The organism is Citrobacter sp. XY323 (genome assembly GCF_025106035.1).
Lineage (GTDB): Bacteria > Pseudomonadota > Gammaproteobacteria > Enterobacterales > Enterobacteriaceae > Citrobacter > Citrobacter braakii.
The window spans coordinates 73,671-94,691 of record NZ_JANYUK010000015.1; the positions used below are offsets into that span (position 1 = coordinate 73,671).

21 protein-coding genes are annotated in these 21,021 nt (G+C 52.2%); 10 read left to right on the forward strand and 11 right to left on the reverse strand.

All coding sequences use genetic code 11. The features are described 5' to 3' along the window. The first annotated feature begins 8 nt into the window (after nucleotides 1–8). Nucleotides 9–965: a sugar phosphate isomerase/epimerase gene (locus N0B36_RS20120; RefSeq protein ID WP_016155208.1), complete on the forward strand. Its 957-nt coding sequence runs from the start codon at nucleotides 9–11 to the stop codon at nucleotides 963–965. A 118-nt stretch (nucleotides 966–1,083) separates the two neighbouring features. Beyond that, nucleotides 1,084–2,334 carry an MFS transporter gene (locus N0B36_RS20125; RefSeq protein ID WP_200052271.1) on the forward strand — a complete coding sequence of 417 codons (1,251 nt, stop codon included), beginning with the start codon at nucleotides 1,084–1,086 and terminating at the stop codon, nucleotides 2,332–2,334. Nucleotides 2,335–2,374: 40 nt separating this feature from the next. Here N0B36_RS20125 and cpxA read toward each other — a convergent pair whose 3' ends face one another. Further along, nucleotides 2,375–3,748 (reverse strand): envelope stress sensor histidine kinase CpxA, encoded by a 1,374-nt coding sequence (gene cpxA / locus N0B36_RS20130; RefSeq protein ID WP_016155210.1) that lies wholly within the window; start codon nucleotides 3,746–3,748, stop codon nucleotides 2,375–2,377. After that, a complete protein-coding gene (gene cpxR, locus N0B36_RS20135; RefSeq protein ID WP_006686193.1) occupies nucleotides 3,745–4,443 on the reverse strand; it encodes an envelope stress response regulator transcription factor CpxR in 699 nt (232 codons plus the stop codon). The genes cpxA and cpxR overlap by 4 nt, the downstream gene beginning before the upstream one ends. A 150-nt stretch (nucleotides 4,444–4,593) precedes the next feature. Here cpxR and cpxP point away from each other — a divergent pair, with 150 nt between their 5' ends. From cpxP to N0B36_RS20165, 6 genes are all read left to right on the forward strand, one after another. Continuing rightward, nucleotides 4,594–5,094 carry a cell-envelope stress modulator CpxP gene (cpxP, locus tag N0B36_RS20140; protein WP_016155211.1) on the forward strand — a complete coding sequence of 167 codons (501 nt, stop codon included), beginning with the start codon at nucleotides 4,594–4,596 and terminating at the stop codon, nucleotides 5,092–5,094. A 147-nt stretch (nucleotides 5,095–5,241) separates the two neighbouring features. Beyond that, nucleotides 5,242–6,144: a CDF family cation-efflux transporter FieF gene (gene fieF / locus N0B36_RS20145; protein ID WP_016155246.1), complete on the forward strand. Its 903-nt coding sequence runs from the start codon at nucleotides 5,242–5,244 to the stop codon at nucleotides 6,142–6,144. 185 nt (nucleotides 6,145–6,329) lie between these two features. Then, on the forward strand, nucleotides 6,330–7,292 hold the full coding sequence (pfkA, locus tag N0B36_RS20150) for a 6-phosphofructokinase (protein ID WP_003028778.1): 963 nt from the start codon (nucleotides 6,330–6,332) through the stop codon (nucleotides 7,290–7,292). 206 nt (nucleotides 7,293–7,498) lie between these two features. Further along, complete coding sequence (sbp, locus tag N0B36_RS20155) at nucleotides 7,499–8,488, forward strand: sulfate/thiosulfate ABC transporter substrate-binding protein Sbp (protein ID WP_259688903.1); 990 nt, start codon at nucleotides 7,499–7,501, stop codon at nucleotides 8,486–8,488. A 104-nt stretch (nucleotides 8,489–8,592) separates the two neighbouring features. Continuing rightward, nucleotides 8,593–9,342 carry a CDP-diacylglycerol diphosphatase gene (locus tag N0B36_RS20160; RefSeq protein WP_259688904.1) on the forward strand — a complete coding sequence of 250 codons (750 nt, stop codon included), beginning with the start codon at nucleotides 8,593–8,595 and terminating at the stop codon, nucleotides 9,340–9,342. A 73-nt stretch (nucleotides 9,343–9,415) separates the two neighbouring features. Beyond that, nucleotides 9,416–10,720: an SLC13 family permease gene (locus tag N0B36_RS20165; RefSeq protein ID WP_103284381.1), complete on the forward strand. Its 1,305-nt coding sequence runs from the start codon at nucleotides 9,416–9,418 to the stop codon at nucleotides 10,718–10,720. A gap of 82 nt (nucleotides 10,721–10,802) precedes the next feature. On the opposite strand, the gene tpiA is transcribed toward N0B36_RS20165, so the two are convergent. Both tpiA and N0B36_RS20175 read right to left on the reverse strand, forming a co-directional pair. Continuing rightward, complete coding sequence (tpiA, locus tag N0B36_RS20170) at nucleotides 10,803–11,570, reverse strand: triose-phosphate isomerase (RefSeq protein WP_003028783.1); 768 nt, start codon at nucleotides 11,568–11,570, stop codon at nucleotides 10,803–10,805. A 111-nt stretch (nucleotides 11,571–11,681) separates the two neighbouring features. Continuing rightward, nucleotides 11,682–12,278 (reverse strand): YiiQ family protein, encoded by a 597-nt coding sequence (locus tag N0B36_RS20175; RefSeq protein ID WP_049282363.1) that lies wholly within the window; start codon nucleotides 12,276–12,278, stop codon nucleotides 11,682–11,684. 100 nt (nucleotides 12,279–12,378) lie between these two features. Between N0B36_RS20175 and N0B36_RS20180 the strand changes: the two genes are divergently transcribed. Beyond that, entirely contained in the window at nucleotides 12,379–12,810 is a 432-nt protein-coding gene (locus N0B36_RS20180) for a DUF805 domain-containing protein (RefSeq protein ID WP_016155251.1), read from the forward strand. A 38-nt stretch (nucleotides 12,811–12,848) separates the two neighbouring features. Here N0B36_RS20180 and fpr read toward each other — a convergent pair whose 3' ends face one another. From fpr to N0B36_RS20200, 4 genes are all read right to left on the reverse strand, one after another. Beyond that, complete coding sequence (gene fpr / locus N0B36_RS20185) at nucleotides 12,849–13,595, reverse strand: ferredoxin--NADP(+) reductase (RefSeq protein WP_016157907.1); 747 nt, start codon at nucleotides 13,593–13,595, stop codon at nucleotides 12,849–12,851. A 95-nt stretch (nucleotides 13,596–13,690) separates the two neighbouring features. Then, complete coding sequence (gene glpX, locus N0B36_RS20190) at nucleotides 13,691–14,701, reverse strand: class II fructose-bisphosphatase (RefSeq protein ID WP_259688905.1); 1,011 nt, start codon at nucleotides 14,699–14,701, stop codon at nucleotides 13,691–13,693. 135 nt (nucleotides 14,702–14,836) lie between these two features. Continuing rightward, on the reverse strand, nucleotides 14,837–16,345 hold the full coding sequence (gene glpK / locus N0B36_RS20195) for a glycerol kinase GlpK (protein ID WP_016155254.1): 1,509 nt from the start codon (nucleotides 16,343–16,345) through the stop codon (nucleotides 14,837–14,839). 22 nt (nucleotides 16,346–16,367) lie between these two features. Beyond that, complete coding sequence (locus N0B36_RS20200) at nucleotides 16,368–17,213, reverse strand: MIP/aquaporin family protein (protein WP_016155255.1); 846 nt, start codon at nucleotides 17,211–17,213, stop codon at nucleotides 16,368–16,370. Between the two features lie 428 nt (nucleotides 17,214–17,641). Between N0B36_RS20200 and zapB the strand changes: the two genes are divergently transcribed. Further along, entirely contained in the window at nucleotides 17,642–17,887 is a 246-nt protein-coding gene (gene zapB / locus N0B36_RS20205; RefSeq protein ID WP_019077914.1) for a septal ring assembly protein ZapB, read from the forward strand. Between the two features lie 221 nt (nucleotides 17,888–18,108). Here the strand turns inward: zapB and rraA are convergent, their stop codons facing one another. The 3 genes from rraA to hslU all read right to left on the reverse strand — a co-directional run bounded on the left by rraA (nucleotide 18,109) and on the right by hslU (nucleotide 21,015). Further along, nucleotides 18,109–18,594: a ribonuclease E activity regulator RraA gene (gene rraA / locus N0B36_RS20210; RefSeq protein ID WP_008787034.1), complete on the reverse strand. Its 486-nt coding sequence runs from the start codon at nucleotides 18,592–18,594 to the stop codon at nucleotides 18,109–18,111. A 92-nt stretch (nucleotides 18,595–18,686) separates the two neighbouring features. Next, a complete protein-coding gene (gene menA, locus N0B36_RS20215; RefSeq protein ID WP_016157915.1) occupies nucleotides 18,687–19,616 on the reverse strand; it encodes a 1,4-dihydroxy-2-naphthoate polyprenyltransferase in 930 nt (309 codons plus the stop codon). Nucleotides 19,617–19,683: 67 nt separating this feature from the next. Continuing rightward, complete coding sequence (hslU, locus tag N0B36_RS20220) at nucleotides 19,684–21,015, reverse strand: HslU--HslV peptidase ATPase subunit (protein ID WP_003028803.1); 1,332 nt, start codon at nucleotides 21,013–21,015, stop codon at nucleotides 19,684–19,686. Nucleotides 21,016–21,021 lie beyond the last annotated feature (6 nt).

A 21,021-nucleotide genomic window follows, 5' to 3' on the forward strand; every position in this document is an offset into this window, starting at 1 on the left:
GAAAAATAATGGGAAAATGCAACCAAGAACTTCTCGCTGAACGTGCGAGAAATATACCACTGTACCTACATGCTTATGCCTTTCATCTGAATATGCGCTATGAGAGAGTCCTTCCGGGCGATCTTCTGGATATTGCGCATCAGCAACAATTAAAGGGAGTGAAAATACATGTTGAGGATGGTGAGTCCCAATCACTGCAGAAACTAAACGATCGGCAGTTGCACGATTTTAAAGAAAAGGCAAAAAAATATAACCTCGATGTACATATTGAAACGAGCGCATCGGACAAGGCGACATTGACGGATGCGATCCGTATTGCTGTGGCAACTGGCGCAACTTCAGTACGTTTCTACCCGCGCTATGAAGGACATCTCAACGATGTCATGGCAAAGATTGCCAATGATATTGCGTGGCTGTCTCAGTATGACGATTGCGGACTAAGCTTTACTATCGAACAGCATGAAGATCTGCAAGGCCATGAACTGGTGACGCTGGTTAATAATAGTGGAATGAAGAATCTCTCTATTCTGTTTGATTTTGGCAACATGATTAACGCCAATGAGCAGCCGCTTTCTGCGTTAGAAGTCATGTCCCCTCTAATCACTCAGGTGCATATCAAAGACGCAAAAATTATTAAAGAAGGTAAAGGCTGGGGGCATGAGGCTTGTCGTTCAGGATACGGTGACTTACCAATGGAAGAGATGCTTAAGGCATTATTACTTTTAGGTGAGGATAAACCGCAAGTAAATGCTTTTGGTCTGGAAGAGGAAGTTGAATATTATGCTCCGGCATTTCGTTTTGATGATGAAGGTGATAATCCCTGGATCCCATGGCGCGATGCAAGCTATACGCCGCTGCCCGACAGTAACATGATTGATGCGCGACTGGCGCAGGAAAAAGAACATGCTCTTGCTCAAATAAAGTATATCCGTGATTTATGCGACAAGTTTACAAGTAATAAATAAACTTCTTTAAATATTATTAAATGCGAAAAGGGTTATGAAAATAACTCTCTTAATTTATTAACTGCATGATTTAATTTAAATATTTCTCTCAACAAGCAATGAGGGTTTAATTATGTTCATGAACAAATGGGCAAGGCTCTGTTTTTTAATTTTAGGCGGCGGCACAATATTCAAACTTTCAAGTATGAAAGACGTTTTCTATGTGCCAATGCAAAGTGACTGGGGTTTAACCAATACGCAAATTGGTTTAAGTTTTACCGTTTATACGATTGTTCAGACAACCGGGCTTTTTCTGTCGCTCTATATCGCAGACCGTTATTCCAAGAAAATATTATTACCATTTGGTCTGATCGGCGTTGGGTTATGCGGTTTATATTTGGCGACGCTACCGTCATTTACCGGTTATCTTATTTGCTTTGCCGCAATGGCGTTTTTTGCCGATGTGGTTTATTGGCCGGTGTTATTGAAAGCTGTGCGTCTGCTAGGTACGCAAGAAGAACAAGGGCGCATGTTTGGCTTTTTAGAAGCCGGACGCGGCGTGGTGGATGTTATCGTCGCTTCTGGCGCTCTGTTTGTTTTCGTCCAGTTTGGTGAAGGTAAAGCGGGGATGCAGGCTGGACTGCTGTTTTATACGCTAATTACGCTGGCTGCGGGCGTTCTCACTTACTTTATTGTCGATGATGACAAAGTGAAAGGCGGCGAGAAAACCAGTGCCAACATGGAAGTCTTAAAGGGTATCAAACATGTGTTGTCCTGCCCTAACGTCTGGCTGGCTTCTTTAGGGATTTTCTTTGTTTACGCCGCGTACTGTGGCCTGACTTACTTCATCCCATTCTTAAAAGATATCTACATGCTGCCGGTAGCGCTCGTCGGCGCGTACGGCATCATCAACCAGTATGCATTGAAAATGGTGGGAGGGCCGATTGGTGGGCTGCTGGCGGATAAGGTTGCTAAATCACCTACGGTTTACCTGAAGTGGACGTTTCTGATCTCTGCTGCTGCTATGGTTGTTTTTATGCTGTTGCCACATCAAACGATGAATGTGTATATCGGTATGGCGGCGACGCTAGGATTTGGGGCGATTATTTTCTCACAGCGCGCCATTTTCTTTGCACCAATGGATGAGATTGGTACCCCGCGTGAATATGCCGGTTCGGCGATGGCATTTGGCTGTATCATCGGTTATATGCCCGCCATGTTTGCGTATACGTTATACGGCTATTTACTGGATACCAATAGCGGCATTACGGGCTATAACTATGTCTTTAGCGTGATGATTGCATTCAGCTTAATGGGCTTTATCTGTTCGACCATTCTGGTGAAGCGGATTAAAAAGCAAAAGCTAACGGCTGCGACTGTGGCAGCATAATGTGAGAACTTCCCCGGTACGACGTTACCGGGGAAGCCTGTTAAGCGCGTTTATACAGCGGCAACCAAATTACCAGCCGTAAACCACCCAGCGGGCTGTCTTCAGCTTTCACCCAGCCACGATGCTGTTGGATTGCGGTTTCAACAATCGCCAGACCCAGACCTGTTCCGCCAGACTCGCGATCGCGCGCCTCATCGGTACGATAGAACGGACGGAAAATCTGTTCTCGGTCTTCAGGGCTAACGCCCGGGCCATCGTCGTCGACAGTGATGGTAATCCCATCGATATCCACCGCGAAGCCAACTTCAATCTGCGTGTGTGAATAACGCAGGGCGTTGCGCACAATGTTTTCCAGCGCGCTTTCCAGCGCATTTGGGTTGCCGTACAGTGGCCACGGACCCGGCGGGAAATTCACCGTGAGTGATTTACCCATCTGCTCGGCTTCAAAGGCGGCGTTATCCAGCACTTCGCCCCACAGCTGATTGGCTTTCACCGTTTCACTGACCAGCGCGTTTTTCTGCTGATTACGTGACATCACCAGCAGGTCGTTGATCATGCTGTCCAGCCGATGCGCTTCTGTTTCAATACGCTCCAGCTCTTTGCTTTCACCGCTACGACGGCGCAGCAGCGCGGTGCCCAACTGCAGACGCGTCAACGGCGTTCTCAACTCGTGGGAGATGTCCGACAGCAGGCGTTGCTGCGAGGTCATCATTCGCTCCAGCGCCGTCACCATCTGGTTAAAGCTGGCGCCTGCCGCCAGAAACTCCTGCGGACCGGCTTCCAGTTCCGGATGCTGACGCAGGTTGCCCTGGGCCACTTCATCCGCCGCGTTTTTCAACTTACGCGCCGGTTTCGCCAGACTCCAGGCAAGCCAGAGCAATAGCGGAGAGCTGACTAACATGGTGACAATCAGCAACAACAGCGGTCGGTCGAACAACAGATTGATAAAGTCAGATTGTGAGCTGCTGGCAGGTCGAATGAGATACAGCTGGTAGTTATCTTCGCCGTCTCTGACGGAGAAAGGCCCGACCATCTCAACGCGACCGTATTTTTTCTTTTGCGGATGGTCGGCGTTATCAGCCTGACCAATAAAGTTACGAATGATCTGCATTTCGTTGCGTTCTGCGCCGATCACGCGTCCTTCCGTCGTAACAAGCAATAACCGCTGTCCTGGCGGCGCCCACTTGTCTATCGCCCGAAACAAGCGACGCCACCACATTAAATCGTTGGGTGGATCGTTCGCCAGTTCAGCTTCAACGTGTTGCTCAATCATCAACCCCTGGCGCTGCTCGCTGTCCAGTAGCTCGGTCATCTGGCGTGAATCAAGCTTGGGTAACATCAGTACCAACATCAACACCAGTGCCAGCGTCAACCAGAAGATGGCAAAGATGCGTGCGGTTAAGCTCCCTATCATGAAGCGGAGACCATCAGGTAGCCGCGACCGCGCAGGGTTTTAAACCACGGGTGTCCGTCTTTACGTTCTGGCAGCTTACGACGCAGGTTCGAGATATGCATGTCGATCGCGCGATCGAAAGGTGTCAGGCGTTTGCCCAGCACTTCCTGGCTCAGGTGTTCACGCGAAACCACCTGACCGAGATGCTGTGCCAGCAAATAGAGCAGGGTGAATTCGGTGCCGGTTAACTCCAGGGTTTGCCCGTCAAAGCTGGCTTCCTGGCGACCCGGATTAAGGCTTAACGCATCCACTTCCAGAGTCGGCGAACCGTTGTCGCTGTTCTGCTGCTGTTCGCTCCAGTGTGAGCGACGCAAAATAGCGCGGATGCGCGCGACCAGTTCACGGTCGTTAAACGGTTTGGGTAAATAGTCGTCCGCGCCCAGCTCAAGGCCAAGTACGCGATCCAATTCGCTGCCGCGAGCGGTCAGCATGATTACGGGTGTCTGGTGTGTCTGACGAAGTGCTTTCAGCGTATCAATGCCATTTTTCTTCGGCATCATGACGTCGAGCAAAAGTAAATCGATGCTGTCATCCAGAAGCTCAAGCGCCTGTTCCCCATCATAGGCAACCAGCACATCGAAACCTTCCATTTCGAGCAACTCCTTTAACAGGGAAGTCAGCTCTCGGTCATCATCAACTAACAGGATTTTATTCATTGTTTACGTACCTCCGAGGCAGAAATTACGTCATCAGGCGTCGCTAATCTATGACTTTACGTTGTTTTACACCCCCTGACGCATGTTTGCAGCCCGAATCGTAAACTGTCTCTCGTTGAATCGCGACAGAAAAGATTTTGGGAGCAAGTGATGGGCAAAGTTACCGCTGCCGTCATGGCCTCAACGCTGGCACTGAGTACTTTAAGCCATGCAGCTGAAGTCGTCACAGGCGATCACTGGCACCTGGGTGAAGGCTCCGCGCAACGCAGCGTTCAGAGCCACATGTTCGACGGTATCAGTTTAACCGAACATCAACGTCAACAGATGCGAGATTTAATGCAGCAGGCAAGACACGAACAGCCTCCTGTTAATGTTAGCGAAATGGAGACAATGCATCGCCTTGTCACCGCAGAGAAATTTGATGAACGCGCTGTGCGCGCTCAGGCAGAAAGAATGGCGCAAGAACAGGTTGCCCGCCAGGTTGAAATAGCCAAGGTTCGCAACCAGATGTATCGCCTGTTAACGCCCGAGCAGCAAGCGGTTTTAAATGAGAGACATGAACAACGAATGGAGCAACTGCGCGACGTAGCGCACTGGAAAAAAAGCTCATCGTTGAATTTATTGAGTAGTAGCAACTCACGTTCCCAGTAGTAACCCTGTTTTCCTTGCCATAGACACCATCCCTGTCTTCCCCCACATGATGTGGGGGTTTTTTTTGCCCAAAATTTGTCACTCGGTTATTGCCTGACTGTTTTACTTCATCCGTTATACTAGCGGCATATCATGGCAGGAGTGTTTATGAATCAAACCTATGGGCGGCTGGTTAGCCGGGCGGCTATCGCGGCGACCGTGATGGCATCGCTGTTACTTTTGATCAAGATTTTTGCGTGGTGGTACACCGGATCGGTCAGTATTCTGGCAGCGCTGGTGGATTCTTTGGTGGACATCGCCGCGTCGTTAACCAACCTGTTGGTGGTGCGCTATTCTTTGCAACCGGCCGATGATGAACATACGTTCGGACACGGAAAAGCGGAATCGCTAGCGGCGCTGGCGCAAAGCATGTTTATTTCCGGTTCGGCGCTGTTTTTATTCCTGACCGGGATTCAGCATCTCATCCAACCCACGCCAATGAAAGATCCTGGCGTCGGGGTGGTTGTCACCATCATTGCGTTAGTGTGTACAATCATTCTGGTCTCGTTTCAGCGCTGGGTGGTGAAGCGCACGCAAAGTCAGGCCGTTAGGGCGGATATGCTTCATTATCAGTCTGATGTTATGATGAACGGTGCGATTCTCGTGGCGCTTGGGCTGGCATGGTACGGCTGGCATCGCGCAGATGCCTTGTTTGCGCTCGGGATTGGCATCTATATTTTATATAGTGCATTACGCATGGGTTATGAGGCGGTACAGTCTTTGCTGGATCGCGCTTTACCCGATGAAGAACGTCAGGAAATTATTGATATTGTGACGTCCTGGCCTGGAGTCAGCGGCGCTCACGATCTTCGCACGCGGCAGTCAGGGCCGACCCGCTTTATTCAGATTCATTTGGAAATGGAAGATAATCTGCCGCTCGTTCAGGCGCATTTAGTGGCTGAACAGGTAGAGCAGGCAATTTTACGGCGTTTCCCGGGATCGGATGTCATCATTCATCAGGATCCCTGTTCGGTCGTACCCAAGGAAGGCAAGATGTTTGAGCTTTTATAATTCGTTGTAAAAAAAGTGAACCGGGCCAGCATTTTGTGTATAAATTACCACCATTTGGCCTGACCTGAATCAATTCAGCAGGAAGTGATTGTTATACTATCTGCATATTCGTTGGATCGTTTCGATATGCGGAATCGACTTCCGGCAGCAGATTTCATTTTGCATTCCAAAGTTCAGAGGTAGTCATGATTAAGAAAATCGGTGTGTTGACAAGCGGCGGTGATGCGCCGGGCATGAACGCAGCAATCCGTGGTGTTGTACGTGCAGCGTTGACGGAAGGGCTGGAAGTCATGGGGATCCATGATGGCTACCTGGGTTTGTATGAAGACCGTATGGTTCAACTTGACCGCTACAGCGTGTCCGACATGATCAACCGTGGCGGTACATTCCTCGGTTCTGCCCGCTTCCCGGAATTCCGCGACGAAAACGTGCGTGCCGTGGCTATCGAAAACCTGAAAAAGCGTGGCATTGACGCGCTGGTTGTTATCGGTGGTGACGGTTCTTACATGGGGGCAAAACGCCTGACTGAAATGGGCTTCCCATGCATCGGTCTGCCAGGCACTATCGACAACGATATCAAAGGCACCGACTACACCATCGGTTATTTCACCGCTCTGGGTACCGTAGTCGAAGCGATTGACCGTCTGCGTGATACCTCTTCTTCTCACCAGCGTATTTCCATCGTTGAAGTGATGGGCCGCTACTGTGGCGATCTGACCCTGGCGGCTGCCATTGCTGGTGGCTGTGAGTTTGTGGTGGTTCCGGAAGTGGAATTCAGCCGTGACGATCTGGTTGCTGAAATCAAAGCAGGCATCGCGAAAGGTAAAAAACACGCGATTGTGGCGATCACTGAGCACATGTGTGACGTTGACGAACTGGCGCATTACATCGAGAAAGAAACGGGTCGTGAAACGCGCTCAACCGTACTGGGTCACATCCAGCGTGGTGGTTCTCCGGTGCCTTACGACCGTATCCTGGCGTCCCGTATGGGCGCATATGCCATTGAACTGCTGTTGGCCGGTCACGGCGGTCGCTGTGTAGGTATTCAGAACGAGCAACTGGTTCACCACGACATCATCGACGCGATTGAAAACATGAAGCGTCCGTTCAAAGGTGACTGGCTGGACTGCGCGAAAAAACTGTACTGATTGTTTTTTCCGCGCCTGATGGCGCTAAGCGCATCAGGCCTACAGGTTGTAAAGACTTGTAGGCCTGATGAGCCGCTAACCATCATTCGGCACAATTCCCCGCATTTATTCCCCCAGGTTATAGCAAATCTTTTTTTATTCTTTAATGTTTGGATACCTTTCTGGCACGCTTTGCTCATCACAACACCACATAAGAGAGCTGGGCGATGAACAAATGGGGCGTAGGGTTAACATTATTGCTGGCATCGACCAGCGTTCTGGCAAAGGATATTCAGTTACTTAACGTATCGTACGATCCAACGCGTGAATTGTACGAGCAGTACAATAAGGCCTTTAGCGCGCACTGGAAGCAGGAAACGGGCGACAACGTCGTGATCCGCCAGTCGCACGGCGGTTCGGGTAAACAAGCGACCTCCGTCATTAACGGCATTGAAGCCGATGTCGTGACGCTGGCGCTGGCTTACGATGTGGATGCCATTGCTGAACGTGGTCGTATCGATAAAAACTGGATTAAGCGTCTGCCGGATAACTCCGCGCCATACACCTCCACCATCGTTTTCCTGGTCCGCAAAGGCAACCCCAAACAAATTCATGACTGGAACGATCTGATCAAACCAGGCGTGTCGGTCATTACGCCAAACCCGAAAAGCTCAGGCGGCGCACGCTGGAACTATCTGGCGGCATGGGGCTACGCCTTGCACCACAACAACAACGATCAGGCCAAGGCACAAGACTTCGTGAAGGCCCTGTATAAGAATGTTGAAGTGCTGGACTCCGGTGCGCGTGGCTCAACCAATACCTTCGTTGAGCGCGGTATCGGTGATGTGCTGATCGCCTGGGAAAACGAAGCCCTGCTGGCGACAAACGAGCTGGGCAAAGACAAATTCGAGATAGTGACGCCGAGTGAATCTATCCTCGCGGAACCGACCGTTTCCGTGGTCGACAAAGTAGTGGAAAAGAAAGACACCAAAACGGTGGCGGAAGCCTACCTGAAATATCTCTACTCACCGGAAGGTCAGGAAATTGCAGCGAAAAACTACTATCGTCCGCGTGATGCAGACGTTGCGAAGAAATACGAAAATGCATTTCCGAAGCTGAAACTGTTCACCATCGACAAAGAGTTTGGCGGCTGGACGAAAGCGCAGAAAGAGCACTTCTCTAACGGTGGTACGTTTGACCAGATCAGCAAGCGCTAAATAAGTCTGTGATTTACCGACCCGGTGGCATAACGCGACCGGGTTTTTTATTTGTCATGGTTTTGCGTTACTCTTGCCCTTCAATGAGATACAGGGAACGCGTAATGAAAAAAGCAGGCTATCTTTTACTGGCGGTGATTGTAGTCGCCGCTGCTGCAGGTATCGGGTACTGGAAATTCACCGGTAACCCGGACGCATTACGCCAGATTGTTCTTCAGCAATGCCTGCCGCACCAGTTGCAGCAGCAGGATCCCACGCCGTGCGCCGAAGTGAAGCCGGATGCCGGATATGTGGTGTTCAAGGATCGTAACGGCCCACTGCAATACCTGTTGATGCCGACCTGGCGCATCAACGGAACGGAAAGCCCGCTGCTGCTGAAATCAGGGACGCCGAACTTTTTCTGGCTGGCCTGGCAGGCGCGCAGCTTTATGAGCCAAAAATACGGTCAGGAAATCCCTGACAAAGCGGTATCGCTGACCATTAACTCGCGTAGTGGGCGTACGCAAAATCATCTGCATATTCATATCTCCTGCCAGCGAACCGATGTCAGAAAACAGCTGGATGACAATCTGGCGAAAATCAGCACCCGTTGGCTGCCATTACCGGGTGGGCTGCGCGGTCATGAATATCTGGCGCGTCGCGTCACGGAAAATGAACTGGCGCAACGCAGCCCGTTTATGATGCTGGCAGAAGAGGTGCCGGATGCGCGTGAGCACATGGGCAGCTATGCGCTGGCGATGGTGCGTCAGAGCGATGAGTCCTTTGTCCTGCTGGCGACCCAGCGCAATCTGTTGTCGCTCAATCTCGCCTCCGCTGAGGAAATTCAGGATCATCAATGTGATATTCTGCGTTAACCCCACCTAATCTGGCATTTACTCCGCATGTCTGTCCCCGTATTCTTGTTGAAAAAAACAACAGGAGACAGGCATGTCGCTCTGGCTTACACACCCTTTGTTTATCCCCTCTCTGGTGGTTGGCATTACTATCCTGCTCTGGGCGACGTCGCTACTGCCGGAGTTTATAACGGCGCTGCTGTTCTTTGCCGTAGCAATGGTCGCCAAAATCGCACCTGCGGATGTGATCTTTGGCGGATTTGCGTCTTCGGCATTCTGGCTGGTCTTTAGTGGTTTTGTGCTGGGTATCGCGATTCGCAAAACGGGGCTGGCGGACAGGGCGGCGAGAGCGCTGTCATCGCGATTGACCGATTCCTGGCCGTTAATGGTGGCGAGCGTGGTGCTGCTCAGTTACGCGCTGGCGTTTGTGATGCCGTCCAATATGGGGCGTATTGCGCTGCTGATGCCGATTGTTGCTGCAATGGCGAAGCGTGCCGGAATTAACGAGGGTACGCGCGCATGGTATGGTCTGGCGCTGGCCGTCGGGTTTGGGACGTTCCAGCTTTCCGCGACGATTTTACCCGCTAACGTGCCAAATCTGGTAATGAGCGGCGCGGCGGAAGGCTCTTACGGCATCCACCTCAATTATCTTCCCTATTTGCTGCTGCATACGCCGGTTCTGGGCTGGCTTAAAGGCGCGGTGCTCATCATGCTTATCTGCTGGCTGTTCCCTGGCAAGCCCCACGCACCGCGCGATCTCACGCCAGCGGAACCAATGAGCCGGGATGAAAAACGTCTGGCCTGGATGTTAGCAGTGGTGCTGCTGCTGTGGGTAAGTGAAAGCTGGCACGGTATAGGGCCTGCGTGGACCGGGTTGGCGGCAGCAGTTATCACGCTGCTACCACGGGTTGGCTTTATCAATGGCGACGAGTTTTCCTCCGGGGTAAATATCAGGACCTGCATTTACGTGGCGGGGATTCTGGGGTTGGCAATTACCGTTACCCAGACCGGCATTGGCAATGCAGTGGGCGAGGCGCTGTTACAGGTGATGCCGCTGGATGCGGAAAAACCATTTACCAGCTTTCTCGCGCTGACCGGCATTACCACCGCACTCAATTTTATTATGACGGCGAACGGCGTTCCGGCGCTGTATACCACTCTGGCGCAAAGTTTTGCCGATGCGACTGGGTTCCCGCTGCTGTCGGTGATTATGATTCAGGTATTGGGGTATTCCACACCGCTACTGCCGTATCAGGCTTCGCCGATTGTGGTGGCGATGGCGCTTGGGAAAGTGCCTGCGAGGGCGGGGATGCTGCTGTGTATCGCGCTGGCGACGGCAACATATCTGCTTCTTCTGCCGCTGGATTATCTGTGGTTTAGCGTGTTGGGTAAGTTGTAAAAAAAAGCCCGGTAGCGCTAACGCTTACCGGGCCTACAGTCTTGGAGGACGGGTCAGCGAAGCGCTACCCGCCTCAACAGCATTACGCCTGTTTAGCCGCTTCTGCTGCTTTAACGATGACCGCGAAGGCATCTGCTTTCAGAGAAGCACCGCCAACCAGCGCGCCATCAATATCCGGCTGAGCGAACAGTTCTGCTGCGTTCGCTGCGTTTACGGAACCGCCGTACTGGATGATAACTTGTTCAGCGATTTTCGCGTCAGCTTTAGCAATGTGGTCACGAATGAATTTGTGAACAGCCTGAGCCTGAGCAGGAGTTGCAGATTTACCGGTACCGATAGCCCATACTGGTTCGTAAGCGATAACGACGCCTTCGAATGCTGCCGCGCCCTGAGTTTTCAGAACGGCGTCGATCTGACGTGCACAGACTTCTTCAGTTTTGCCCGCTTCGTTTTCTGCTTCGGTTTCACCGATGCACAGAACCGGAGTCAGACCTTGTTCTTTCAGCACGGCGAATTTTTTAGCGATCAGCTCGTCAGACTCTTTGTGGTAAGTACGACGCTCAGAGTGACCGATAATGATGTACTGCGCGCCGATATCTTTCAGCATTTCAGCACTTGTTTCACCGGTAAATGCGCCAGACAGGTTCAGGTCAACGTTCTGCGCGCCCAGGATAATGTGGCTACCGGCAGCGGCGTGTTTCGCCAGGTCGATATACATTTCCGGCGGAGCGATTGCTACTGCACAGCCAGCAACGCCAGCCAGTTCTTTACGCAGATTAGCAACCAGTTCGTTTACCATGTGGCGGCTGCCGTTCAGTTTCCAGTTACCCATCACTAAAGGATGTCGCATTTCATTTCTCCACGCTTGTCAGCGAATTAAGGAATATGGCCGCCCGTCAGGGCAGCATGGTCTGTGAAACAGTATAGAGATTCGTCTGTGGAAAGGCTTTGCTTTTTGTCATCAATTCGCCTTCTCAAGACTATCTGATAGTGCCAGCTTAATCGGTTCAACAGCGAAGGTCAGCCCTTTTTCACCGTTATCTGCCACAACATAGCGAATTGCGCCTTCTGTTTCGGCGTAATAGTGTTTACCTTTGCCGGCAGCGAGCAGTTTTTGCAGCTTTTTCTGGCTCTGCTCTTTCGTCAGTAGCGGCGCGACGGTACGAATGACGGCGGTCATGTATTCCAGCGCTTTCGCTTTGGCCGCCTTTTGTTCTGGTCCCTGAATCGGCAACCAGGTTATCTGCATACTTTTGATTTTTAGCGTGCCGCGCTCAAGGGCGGAGGACGCATACAGGTTTTCATTGATTTTACTGGCCGCGCGGGTGAGGTTTGCCCGATCGCGGCTGCTGTCGATGGCGCGGAACTCATTCAGGATAAGCTTCGGATTCTGCGTATTAAAGTTTTCGCGAAACTGGCTAATCGACAGGTCAAAGGTCGGCGCACCCGCCAGTAAATAGGGGGCCGTGGTTGCCGTCGATGGCTCTTCCGCCCGTGCCGCAACGCTCGCGGTGAAGGCTGAAAACAATAATAAAAACAGTGTAAATCCTTGCTTCATCAATCGTACCTTTCGTTATGACTGCTCACGATTAAAACGGTAACTGTCGGGCTTGTCAAAAGGGTAAACTGTTCTGGAAGGTAATAATAAAGGAACTTACATGACCATACAGCAGTGGTTATTCTCATTTAAAGGGCGCATCGGGCGCCGTGATTTCTGGATTTGGATAGGTCTGTGGATCGTCGGAATGCTGGTTCTGTTCTCGCTGGCGAGCAAGCAATTACTCGATATTCAGACTGCGGCATTTTGTCTGGTTTGTCTGCTATGGCCGACGGCGGCAGTGACGGTAAAACGCCTGCACGATCGGGGACGTTCTGGAGCGTGGGCGCTGCTGATGATTTTGGCGTGGATGCTGCTGGCCGGAAATTGGACGATGTTACCCGGCGTCTGGCAATGGGCGGTTGGTCGCTTTGTTCCGACGCTCATTCTGGTCGGTATGCTTATCGATCTGGGCGCGTTCGTTGGCACCCAGGACGAAAATAAATATGGTAAGGATACGCAGGACGTAAAGTACAAAGCCGAGCGCCAGTAGTTGTCGACCGGAGAAGCGCAAGCGCCTCCCGGCAACCCTCACCAGTAATGCTCAGCAGTCATATGGCCCGGTCGACGGCGCAGGTGTTTGGTCATCTGCCGGGTCTCTTTCAGCAGTTGCTGCGTGTCGCGTACCATTTGTGGATTTCCGCACAACATCACATGGCTGGTTTCTTTATCCATTGGCAGCCCTACCGCCTTTTCCAGTTCACCGCTTTCAATCAGCGCCGGTACACGCCCGGTCAGCGAATCTACGGCTGTCTCACGGCTAACAACCGTCTGGATGCGTAATTTACCTTCGTAGCGCTTTTCCAGCGCCTGCATCAATGGCAGGTAGCTCAAATCGGCGGCATAGCGTGCGGCGTGGACCAGCACCAGATTTTTAAAGCGACCCAGATCTTTGCCTAGTTGAAGAATCGACAAATACGGGCCGATAGCCGTGCCGGTTGCCAGCATCCATAGCGTTTCGCAATCAGGGACTTCATCCAGCACGAAGAAACCAGCGGCCTCACTCACCACCTGAACTTCATCGCCAGGCTTTAGCGCCGCCAGTTGAGGGCTGAGTTTGCCGTCGGGAACCGTCACCAGATAAAATTCTAAGTCGGGGTTATCGGGCGCATTCACGTAGGAATAGGCGCGCTGGACGCGCTCACCGTCGATCTCAAGGCCAAGCTTGGTGAACTGACCTGCAGTGAAAGGAAGAACCGGAGCTCGCACGGTCAAACTAAACAGGGCATCGGTCCAGTTCTGCACCTTTGTGACTTTACCTGTTACCCAATCTGCCATGGTTTTCTCCTGTCTGCTTTGATTGCCTTATCTTCGTTCGTTGGACGAAAGATTTCCAGCCCGGATGGGCTGGAAGGCTCTATTGATCAAATCAATTACAGGATGTGCGCCTGCACATCGGGATCCTTGCGATCGAGGTAGTGAATCGACTGAATGCGGCGGATCGTGCGCGATTTGCCGCGGATCAACAGCGTTTCGGTGGTTGCGATATTGCCTTTACGGCTAATCCCTTCCAGCAGATCGCCTTTGGTGATGCCGGTAGCGGAGAAAATGACGTTGTCGCTGCGCGCCATTTCATCCAGACGCAGCGCTTTGCCCGCTTCAATGCCCATCGCGGTGCAGCGGGCCAGTTCCTGTTCGCCAATACGACGGTTCTCTTCGCTATCGCCTTTGACGTCATGGCGCGCCAGCAGGCGGCCCTGCATGTCGCCGTCCAGCGCGCGGATGACGGCCGCGGAAACCACGCCTTCCGGTGCGCCGCCAATACCGTACAGCACGTCAACTTCGCTGTCAGGCATACAGGTCAGAATCGAGGCCGCAACGTCGCCGTCAGGAATGGCGAAGACGCGCACGCCCAGTTTCGCCATCTCTGCAATAACCTCTTCATGGCGTGGTTTTGCCAGGATGGTGACGGTCAGGTCACTCAGTGGTTTGTTCAGCGCGGCTGCAATGTTTCGCAGGTTGGTTTCCAGCGACAGGTTCAGGTCGATGGACCCTTTTGCGCCAGGGCCGACAATCAGCTTTTCCATGTACATGTCTGGCGCGTTCAGGAAACAGCCTTTATCGCCTACAGCCAGCACCGCCAGTGCATTCGCCTGGCCCATTGCCGTCATACGCGTGCCTTCGATAGGATCGACGGCGATGTCGACCGCATCACCGTGGCCGGTTCCGACTTTCTCGCCGATAAACAGCATCGGCGCTTCATCAATCTCACCCTCGCCAATCACGATGGTGCCGTCGATGTTGACCTGGTTGAGCATAATACGCATGGCGTTCACCGCCGCGCCATCAGCGGTATTTTTATCGCCGCGGCCCAGCCATTTATAGCCAGCCAGCGCGGCCGCTTCGGTCACGCGTGAAAATTCAATGGCAAGTTCTCGTCTCATTGCAAACTCGTAGCTGAAAGGAATGGCGCGAAGTGTAGCACAGGGGAGGGGACTAGATTATTGATGTGTGTGCGGGGTTGCCCCCGCACGAAGATATTGCCGGACAAGGTAACGTCGCCATCCGGCAATGACGAATTACTCGTCGTGATCTTCCCACGCCATGGCGCGTTTGACCGCTTTTTTCCAGCCGCTGTAACGGAAATTACGCTCGGTGGTTTCGATGCCCGGGCGGAATTCACGCTCGATGACCGCTTTCTCCTGCAGTTCATCCAGATTCTGCCAGAAACCTACTGCCAGACCGGCAAGGTAAGCCGCACCCAATGCGGTGACTTCGCGGACTTCCGGGCGCTCAACGCGCGTGCCGAGAATATCGGACTGGAACTGCATCAGGAAGTTGTTGGCGACCGCACCGCCATCGACGCGCAGGGCGTGCAGGCGAATACCGGAATCAGCCTGCATCGCTTCCAGTACGTCACGGGTCTGGTAAGCGATAGACTCAAGCGTTGCGCGGATGATGTGGTTGGAGTTTACGCCACGGGTCAGGCCGAAGATGGCTCCGCGTGCATACGGGTCCCAGTACGGTGCGCCAAGGCCTGTAAATGCCGGAACGACGTACACGCCGTTGGTATCTTTCACTTTGGTGGCGAAATATTCAGAGTCGAATGCATCGCTGATGAGTTTCATTTCATCGCGCAGCCACTGGATGGATGCGCCAGCCATAAATACCGCACCTTCCAGCGCGTAGTTCACTTCCCCGGTCGGTCCACAGGCGATGGTGGTCAGTAGTCCATTTTCGGACTTAACGGCTTTCTCGCCAGTGTTCATCAGCATGAAGCAGCCGGTACCGTAAGTGTTTTTCGCCATCCCTTCCTTCACGCACAGCTGGCCAAACAGAGCGGCCTGCTGGTCACCGGCAATACCGGAGATAGGAATACGAATGCCGCCTTTACCACCGATGTTGGTCTGGCCGTACACTTCAGAAGAACGACGCACTTCTGGCAGCATTGCACGCGGAATATCCAGCGCATCCAGCATCGTGTCATCCCAGTCCAGGGAGTGGATGTTGAACAGCATGGTACGAGAGGCGTTGGTGTAATCCGTTACGTGTACACGTCCCTGCGTCATTTTCCAGATAAGCCAGGTGTCTACCGTACCGAACAGCAGTTCGCCGCGACGAGCGCGCTCACGTGAGCCTTCCACGTGGTCGAGGATCCACTTCACTTTAGTGCCGGAAAAGTACGGGTCAATTACCAGACCCGTGTTATTACGGATGTACTCTTCCATTCCGTCGCGCTTGAGCTTTTCGCAGATATCCGCGGTACGACGACACTGCCACACAATTGCGTTATAGATAGGTTTACCGGTCTCACGCTCCCAGACGATGGTGGTTTCACGCTGGTTGGTAATACCGATCGCTGCAATTTCATCGGAACTGATATCGGCTTTCGCCAGAACTTCTACCAGCGTGGAGCTTTGGGTCGCCCAAATTTCCATTGGGTCATGTTCTACCCAACCTGCTTTCGGGTAGATTTGCTCGAATTCGCGCTGTGAAACGCTAACGATATTCGCATCGTGGTCCATTACGACCGCGCGGGAGCTGGTGGTGCCCTGGTCGAGCGCAACGATATATTTTTTTTCAGTCATGATTATTTGTCCCGTAGTCACATTACTGCGAAGCTTTTTGTTGAGTGTTGGTCGCAACGTCTTTCTCTTCAATCGCGCAGACATCGCACGGTAAATGGCGACCAATCAGTTTGCGATATGCCCATGCGCCTAAAATCGCGCCGGTAATCGGGCCAAACACCGGGACCAGGAAGTAAGGGATATCACGACCACCCGTGAAGGCAATCTCACCCCATCCGGCCATCCAGGCGAAGAGTTTCGGTCCGAAGTCACGTGCCGGGTTCATCGCAAAACCTGTCAGCGGACCCATGGAAGCACCAATAACGGCAATCAACAAGCCGATCAGCAGTGGTGCCAGCGGACCACGAGGTACACCGTTACCATCGTCGGTCAGAGCCAGAATCAGCCCCATTAGAATAGCGGTAATGACCATTTCAACCGCGAAGGCCTGCACAAAATTGATATGCGGGTTCGGATAGGTCGAGAAAGTACCTGCCAGACCCAGGCTCTCGGTACTGCCGCGCACGATATGGTTAGTTTGTTCGAAATCGATGAAAAGATTGTAATAAAGCCCGTAAACCAGTGCCGCTGCGCAAAAGGCGCCGGCAATTTGCGAAATAATAAAAGGAGCAACTTTGCGTTTATCAAAACAGGCGAACAGCCAGAGTGCGATGGTTACCGCTGGATTCAGGTGTGCACCAGAAACGCCTGCAGTCAGATAGATAGCCATCGCTACCCCCAGACCCCAGATGATACTGATTTCCCACTGACCAAAAGTAGCCCCAGCAACTTTGAGTGCAGCGACACATCCCACACCGAAGAAAATCAACAACCCGGTACCGAGGAATTCAGCAATGCACTGGCCTTTTAAGGTTGATGTTTGACTCATAATCGGATCCTGAAGAGAGTTTAATGTTTATTGTATGCGAGAAGGTCACTGACATCCCCGGAGCCGGTAGGCACACTGTTAATTTATCGTTAACGCTCAAAAACGAGAAATATCGAAATTGAAATGTGTGTACTCCATCAACAAAATGAGCGTTATCGCGCCATTTCGCGGTATTTGTTATACAAAAATAGTGTGAGCTGAATCATTTCAATGATCAATTCGTTAACACTTAAGAGTTATGATAGTAATGTCACCAGGAGAAAGACGAAAAGTGTTGCAAACCGCAATCTGCGCGGGATGCCGCTGGACAGGGATGACGCGGCTTCATACAATCGGTGTTAAGTAGAGTGCGCTCGTTTTTATTAAGGCGTCGCCGGTTATCGGGACGAGGATTTTTATCCATCAACGCCTTGCAATTCAGGAGAGGTATGACGATGTCATTAGAAGTGTTTGAGAAACTGGAAGCAAAAGTACAGCAGGCGATTGATACCATCACGCTGTTACAGATGGAAATCGAAGAGCTGAAAGAAAAGAACAACTCACTGTCGCAGGAAGTTCAGTCTGCACAGCAGCAGCGTGAAGAGCTGGAGCGTGAGAACAACAACCTGAAAGAACAGCAGAACGGCTGGCAGGATCGTCTGCATGCCCTGTTGGGGCGTATGGAAGAAGTCTAATCCTCGTCATATTTCACGTTATGGCGGCGTTGGCTGCGTACATTCACCCCAGTCACATAGTGGCCTATGCTCCTGGGGATTCACTTACTTGCCGCCTTGCCCTGACGCGAAATCTATAGAGGATGTAGACTGCGAGTGCCTGTAGGCCGGATAAGGCGTAAGCCGCCAACTGGCAATCAGTGACAACGCATAAAAAAGGCACCTTGCGGTGCCTTTTTCACTTACTCGATATCGAGCGGGTCTTCGGAGAGGATTATCCCGGTGTTGTCGGCGTACAGGTGGTCGCCGGAGAAGAATGTCACGCCGCCAAAGTTGACGCGCACATCGCTTTCCCCAATACCCTCTCCTGACGCACCTACCGGAATTGCGGCAATCGCCTGAATGCCGATATCCAGTTCTTCCAGATCGTCTACCTGGCGGACTGAGCCGTAGATGACCAGACCTTCCCATTCATTCTGTACGGCCAGTCGCGCCAGTTCGGCATCGACCAGCGCACGACGGACAGAACCGCCGCCATCGACCAGCAGAATGCGACCACGGCCATTTTGTTCGAGCAGATCGTACAGCAACCCGTTGTCCTCGAAACATTTTACCGTGATGATTTGTCCGCCAAACGACGACCGTCCTCCAAAGTTAGAGAACAGCGGTTCCACGACGTTGACATCTTCCTGATAGATGTCACAAAGCTCGGATGTATCGTATTTCATAGGCTTAACGTTCAGTTGCTGCGAGAATTTTTAGTATATCGCGCTATGTGTACTGTTGGCAAAATCATCAATTGTTAATTGATATTTGTCAGTTAAAGAGACCACTGACTTAAGAAAATTCCAACGACAAACAGCAAGTTAGTTAATAGCGCCGCTTTTACGGTGCGTTCCAGCATCGGACGCATTGCCGCAGGATCCATTTCGCGCATCACGTAACGCGCCTGTTTGAAAAGCAGCGGAGCGGCAAGGATAAACAGCCATCCCCACAGACTTTGTAGCGAAAACAGGTTAAACAGCGCCAGGCAGACCAGCGTCCCCATCAGCAGGCAGGCATGGTAGCGGCGGGCATTGACGGCACCTAAACGTACTACCAGCGTGTTCTTGCCGTTCTCTCTGTCGCTGTTGATATCGCGCAGGTTGTTGACGTTGAGCACGGCAGTTGCCAGCAGGCCACAGGCGGTGGCAGGCAGAATCAGCGCCGGAATCAGCGTATGCGCCTGCAGATACCAGCTTCCCATCACGCTAAGCCAGCCAAAGAATACCAGCACGGAAATATCGCCCAGACCGATATATCCGTAAGGGCGATTACCCACGGTGTAGGTGATCGCCGCAATAATCGACAGGCCCCCAAGCACCAGGAAACCGACAAAATCCGCCAGCGTGTGACAGGCCACAGCAACCAGGGCCAGGCCCGACAAACAGATCAACACCACGGTGACGATCAGCGCACGCTTCATCTGCTGTTGGGTGATAACCCCTTTTTGCATACCGCGCAGCGGTCCAATGCGGTCGGGCTTGTCGCTGCCTTTGACGGCATCGCCATAGTCGTTAGCGAGGTTGGACAGAATTTGCAGCAGTCCTGCTGTAATCAATGCCAACAGAGCAACCAGCGGATCGAAGTATCCTTGCCACCATGCTAATGCCGTACCGACGATGATCGCCGCGAAGGCGAGCGGTAAGGTCTTAGGTCGTAAACTTTCCAGCCAGGCTTGTGAGCGGCTAATTTTTTGTTGTTCAGTCATATTTAGCGCCAATAAAAATGGGGCTTTATCAGCCCCATCAACAGTGATGAAAATGCATTGAACGCGATTATAGGATAAAACGGCTCAGATCTTCATCTGCGACCAGCGCATCCAGATGTTTGCTCACATATTCGGCATCAATTGTGATGCTTTGGCCGTTTAAATCGCTCGCATCATAGGAAATATCTTCCATCAGACGCTCGAGAACGGTATGCAGACGACGTGCACCGATGTTTTCGGTGGTTTCATTGACCTGCCAGGCCGCTTCGGCAATGCGTTTAATGCCCGATTCGGTGAAGTTGATGTCCACACCTTCGGTCGCCATCAGCGCTTTGTACTGGACGGTGATGGAGGCATTCGGTTCGGTAAGGATACGCTCAAAATCGCTGGTGGTCAGCGCCTGCAGCTCGACACGAATCGGCAGACGACCCTGCAGTTCCGGGATCAGGTCAGACGGTTTCGCTACCTGGAATGCGCCAGAGGCGATAAACAGAATGTGGTCTGTTTTCACCATACCGTGTTTAGTGGAGACCGTGCAGCCTTCAACCAGCGGCAGCAGGTCGCGCTGTACGCCTTCACGGGACACGTCCGGGCCGGAGGATTCGCCGCGCTTACAGATTTTGTCGATTTCGTCGATAAACACGATTCCGTGTTGCTCAACGGCGTCGATAGCTTCCTGTTTCAGCTCTTCCGGATTCACCAGTTTGGCCGCTTCTTCTTCAATCAGCAGCTTCATCGCGTCTTTGATTTTCAGCTTACGCGGTTTTTGCTTCTGACCGCCCAGGTTCTGGAACATGGACTGTAGCTGGCTGGTCATCTCTTCCATTCCCGGAGGCGCCATGATTTCAACGCCCATCGGTGCGGCCGCGAGATCGATTTCGATCTCTTTATCATCCAGCTGGCCTTCACGCAGTTTTTTACGGAACGCCTGACGCGCTGCAGAAGGTTCCTGCGGCTGCTCTGACTGTCCCCAGTTATTTTTAGCCGGTGGGATCAGCACGTCGAGAATGCGCTCTTCCGCCATCTCTTCTGCACGGAAGCGGTTTTTCTCGATGGCCTGAACGCGGACCATTTTGATGGCAGCATCGGTCAGATCGCGGATGATAGAGTCAACTTCTTTACCAACATAGCCGACTTCGGTGAATTTCGTTGCTTCAACTTTGATGAACGGCGCGTTGGCCAGTTTTGCCAGACGACGGGCGATTTCGGTTTTACCGACGCCGGTTGGGCCAATCATCAGAATGTTTTTCGGCGTAACTTCATGGCGCAGCTCTTCGTTGAGCTGCATGCGGCGCCAGCGGTTACGCAGGGCAATCGCCACGGAACGCTTAGCGTTGTCCTGGCCGATGATGTGTTTGTTCAGTTCGCTGACAATTTCGCGTGGGGTCATTTCAGACATGGGGGA

Coding starts and splice junctions, on each gene's coding strand:
- N0B36_RS20160 (WP_259688904.1), top strand. CDS start 8,593: ATGAAAAAAGCAGGCTATCTTTTACTGGCGGTGATTGTAGTCGCCGCT.
- N0B36_RS20200 (WP_016155255.1), bottom strand. CDS start 17,213: ATGAGTCAAACATCAACCTTAAAAGGCCAGTGCATTGCTGAATTCCTC.
- zapB (WP_019077914.1), top strand. CDS start 17,642: ATGACGATGTCATTAGAAGTGTTTGAGAAACTGGAAGCAAAAGTACAG.
- fieF (WP_016155246.1), top strand. CDS start 5,242: ATGAATCAAACCTATGGGCGGCTGGTTAGCCGGGCGGCTATCGCGGCG.
- N0B36_RS20125 (WP_200052271.1), top strand. CDS start 1,084: ATGAACAAATGGGCAAGGCTCTGTTTTTTAATTTTAGGCGGCGGCACA.
- N0B36_RS20120 (WP_016155208.1), top strand. CDS start 9: ATGGGAAAATGCAACCAAGAACTTCTCGCTGAACGTGCGAGAAATATA.
- cpxR (WP_006686193.1), bottom strand. CDS start 4,443: ATGAATAAAATCCTGTTAGTTGATGATGACCGAGAGCTGACTTCCCTG.
- fpr (WP_016157907.1), bottom strand. CDS start 13,595: ATGGCAGATTGGGTAACAGGTAAAGTCACAAAGGTGCAGAACTGGACC.
- pfkA (WP_003028778.1), top strand. CDS start 6,330: ATGATTAAGAAAATCGGTGTGTTGACAAGCGGCGGTGATGCGCCGGGC.
- glpK (WP_016155254.1), bottom strand. CDS start 16,345: ATGACTGAAAAAAAATATATCGTTGCGCTCGACCAGGGCACCACCAGC.
- N0B36_RS20165 (WP_103284381.1), top strand. CDS start 9,416: ATGTCGCTCTGGCTTACACACCCTTTGTTTATCCCCTCTCTGGTGGTT.
- tpiA (WP_003028783.1), bottom strand. CDS start 11,570: ATGCGACATCCTTTAGTGATGGGTAACTGGAAACTGAACGGCAGCCGC.
- N0B36_RS20175 (WP_049282363.1), bottom strand. CDS start 12,278: ATGAAGCAAGGATTTACACTGTTTTTATTATTGTTTTCAGCCTTCACC.
- menA (WP_016157915.1), bottom strand. CDS start 19,616: ATGACTGAACAACAAAAAATTAGCCGCTCACAAGCCTGGCTGGAAAGT.
- cpxA (WP_016155210.1), bottom strand. CDS start 3,748: ATGATAGGGAGCTTAACCGCACGCATCTTTGCCATCTTCTGGTTGACG.
- hslU (WP_003028803.1), bottom strand. CDS start 21,015: ATGTCTGAAATGACCCCACGCGAAATTGTCAGCGAACTGAACAAACAC.
- cpxP (WP_016155211.1), top strand. CDS start 4,594: ATGGGCAAAGTTACCGCTGCCGTCATGGCCTCAACGCTGGCACTGAGT.
- glpX (WP_259688905.1), bottom strand. CDS start 14,701: ATGAGACGAGAACTTGCCATTGAATTTTCACGCGTGACCGAAGCGGCC.
- sbp (WP_259688903.1), top strand. CDS start 7,499: ATGAACAAATGGGGCGTAGGGTTAACATTATTGCTGGCATCGACCAGC.
- N0B36_RS20180 (WP_016155251.1), top strand. CDS start 12,379: ATGACCATACAGCAGTGGTTATTCTCATTTAAAGGGCGCATCGGGCGC.
- rraA (WP_008787034.1), bottom strand. CDS start 18,594: ATGAAATACGATACATCCGAGCTTTGTGACATCTATCAGGAAGATGTC.